General features: G+C 49.2%; 1 protein-coding gene. It reads left to right on the forward strand.

From position 1 onward, the window contains the following. On the forward strand, positions 1-2767 hold a 2767-nt coding region (locus GRP75_RS23645), incomplete at both ends, for a condensation domain-containing protein (RefSeq protein ID WP_160790535.1).

Consider the following 2767-nt stretch of genomic DNA (forward strand, 5'->3'; position numbering starts at 1 on the left):
GTGAGCACGTATACTGGGAGCAATTGAATGAATTGACGGCATACGAGTCTTTAAAACTTTCAGAATTGCTGGAATATAATAAAAAACCATTGACCATAAATAACACAGCTACTTTGAGCTTGAAATTCACGAAAGAAGAGACTGATCAACTGCTAAAGCAGGCCCATCGCGCGTACAACACAGAAGTGAACGATCTGTTGCTGACGGCGCTCGGCATGACGTTAAGCACTTGGACTGGCAGTGATCAGGTTGCAATTCTTCTGGAAGGCCATGGCCGGGAAGATATCATGAAGGATACGGATATATCACGAACGGTCGGCTGGTTTACGAGTCAATACCCGGTGCTGCTGCGGATTAATCGGGAAGATGATATCTCCGGGTACATCAAACGGATGAAGGAGATGTTACGCAGCATTCCACATAAAGGGATTGGATACGGCATCTGGAGATATCTCAGCCAGAACGGACCGTCCGGGGCAACATACGCCGAGCCACAGATCAGCTTTAATTATTTGGGTGAATTTGATCAGACGCTGCGGCACAGCGAAACGCGCATGTCACCGTACTCCAGTGGAGCAGATGTTAACGAACAGACCAGAATGCCGTGTTCCCTGGATGTGGGGGGCATTGTAACAGATGAAATGCTCGAGCTGGATATTCGTTATAACACAAAAGTATTACAGGAAGATAATGTAATAAAACTAGCCAGGGAACTCAAGCAGAACGTGCTGGAAGTGATCCGCCACTGTGTATCACGGGAGCGTTCTGAATTGACGCCAAGTGATGTGCTGCTTTCGGGTCTTTCGGGTCTAAGCCTGGAAGCATTGGACCAGATGGTGGAGCAGATTCAGCCTGACGGAGAGCTTGAGAATATATACCCCATGACGCCGATGCAAAAAGGAATGCTGTTCCACAACATGCTGGATTCCCAGTCGAGCGCCTATGTGGAGCAGTCCACCTTTGAACTGAAGGGAACGCTGGATCTCGTAGCGTTTGCTGCCAGTCTGGACTCGTTGGTGCAGCGTCATTCAGCACTGCGGACCAACTTCCGGAGCGATTTGCAGGACGAGCCCTTGCAAGTGGTGTACCGGAATAAACGCGGAGAGCTGTACGTGGAGGATATACGTGAAAAGGAGAAGGTGGCGCAGGAGCAATATATCGAGGAATTCGCGCGTCGGGATAAGCAGAAGGGGTTTAATCTGGAAAAGGATACGCTGATGCGGGTATCCATCTTCCGTACATCAGACGATTTATACCATTTTGTATGGAGCTTCCACCATATCATAATGGATGGCTGGTGCTTGTCACTGGTCACCAATGAGGTCTTTGGAGGATATACCGCCCTTACAGAAGGGAAGCCACCGCAATTGCCTGTGGTAACACCATATAGCCGATACATCGAATGGCTGGAAGGGCAGAACCGTCAGGAAGCAGCGGAATATTGGAACGGTTACCTGCGGGGCTATGAGGAGACGGCGGTCTTGCCGCAGGCCAAAACAGGGAAGACCCAGGGATATGTGGCCGAATATCTGGAATTTGATTTGGGTATAGACCTGACAACGGCTCTACTGCAATTGGCAAAGCAAGAACAGGTAACGATAAACACGCTGATGCAAACGGCCTGGGGTGTTTTGTTGCAAAAGTATAATCGCACAGAGGATGTCGTTTTCGGGAGCGTGGTATCTGGACGTCCAGCGGACATTGCCGGAGTAGAGCAGATGATTGGACTATTCATTAACACGGTCCCCGTCCGTATTCAAGGCGGACAAGCAACTGCATTTACAGATCTGATGAAGCAAACTCAGCGACAGGCGCTTGCTTCGGGAACATACGAAACGTTCCCACTCTATGAGATTCAGGCACAGGCAGAGCAAAAAGTGGAACTGATTAATCATATTATGGTATTTGAGAACTATCCGGTGGATGAACAAATTGAGCAATTAGGTGAAAGGGAGGAAGCTGATTTTATAATAACCGGAGCAGGAGCGGTTGAGCAGACGAATTATGATTTTAACATCGTGGTGTTACCGGGAGAGACGCTACGAGTTCATTTTGGTTACAATGCCCAGGTATATGATTATGAAAGGGTAGAGCAGATCCAGGGGCATTTGCTGCAACTGCTGGAGCAAATCAAGATCAATCCAGCTGACCGGATTTGCGAGCTGGATATATTAACCGCGCAGGAACGCGAGCAAATGCTGGATGCTTGGTGTGACACGACAGCAGCATATCCACGTGAGCAGACGATTCACGGGTTGTTTGAGGAGCAGGTCTTGCGAACACCGGAGCAGGTAGCTGTATATTTTGAAGGAGCGCAAGTGACCTACCGTGAATTAAATGAGCGAGCGAACCGTCTGGCGCGTACTTTACGCAGTAACGGTGTGATGGCAGACGGCCTAGTCGGCCTGATGACAGAGCGATCGATTGACATGATTGTCGGCATCTTGGGTATTTTGAAAGCAGGGGGCGCCTACATTCCGATCGATCCGACTTATCCGGAGAACCGCATCCGTTATATGCTGGACGATTCAGGTACGGAACTGCTGTTAACGCAGCAGCATTTGGTTGAAAAAGTGGAATTTAGGGACAAGGTACTGCTGTTGGATGCAGAAATGGGCGAAGGCAGTGCGGATGCAAGTACGGCTGAGGCAAAAGGAAAAGCTATATCCGCATATCACAGGGATGGTTCGAATTTGGAAGCCACATCCGGTCCTCATAACCTAGCGTATGTAATCTATACGTCTGGAACGACAGGCCAGCCTAAGGG

The sequence above is a fragment of the Paenibacillus sp. OT2-17 genome, from assembly GCF_009827695.1.
Classification (GTDB): Bacteria; Bacillota; Bacilli; order Paenibacillales; family Paenibacillaceae; genus Paenibacillus; species Paenibacillus polymyxa_B.